The organism is Pseudoalteromonas sp. PPB1 (assembly GCF_015356275.1).
Taxonomy (GTDB): domain Bacteria; phylum Pseudomonadota; class Gammaproteobacteria; order Enterobacterales; family Alteromonadaceae; genus Pseudoalteromonas; species Pseudoalteromonas rubra_D.
This window is the reverse complement of sequence record NZ_JACEQV010000091.1, coordinates 1-683: the sequence shown is the minus strand read 5'-3', so window position 1 is coordinate 683 and position 683 is coordinate 1. Positions and strand designations below refer to the sequence as shown.

Genomic DNA, 683 nt, shown 5'->3' with positions numbered 1-683 from the left:
CAATACGATGTGCTGGGACGCTCAAAAGAGGTGCAGCGTAAGCGCGGTAGTAAACTGGAACATCATGCGGTCAATACCTATGACAGTGGTGCGTATGCCAAGGGGATGATTGCGGTGACGACCGATAAGGCCACAGGATTTACCGAGCGCTTCTACTACGACAGTTTTGGTCGTACCCGTGAAAAACATACGGTGATTGACGGCAGTACCTATAAGGAAATCTGGTCGTTCAATAATGCCGGTCAGCTATATAAAGAAACAGATGCTTCGGGCAAGTCAGTGACTTATCACTACAATGCGCACAAGCACCTGAGTTCCCTCAAAGACTTGCAGACTAACAGTGTCGTCTGGCAGGCCTCGGCGGCGGATGCCTTCGGTAACATCACCACAGAGAAACTGGGCAGTCGCATTACCCGGACTAAGGTGTTCGATCAGAAGACCGGCTTGCTGACCAGTCTGAAGTCAACGGGCAGTGGCACGTTACAGAACTGGGCTTATAACTGGAGTAATCTGGGCAACCTGACCTATCGTCAGGACCACACGATTGGTAAGAAAGAAACGTTCGGGTATGACAGCCTGAACCGGGTTACCAGCAGTGCGATATCAGGGGGGCCGAGCACCACAATCAGCTATAATGAGCTGGGTAACATCACCTATAAAACAGGTGTGGGCCATTATCATTA

At 50.5% G+C, this 683-nt stretch carries 1 protein-coding gene; it reads left to right on the top strand.

Features of this window, described 5'->3' with window-relative positions:
* Positions 1-683: hypothetical protein (locus tag IY568_RS24435; RefSeq protein WP_228553569.1), on the top strand; the 683-nt coding region annotated here is incomplete at both ends.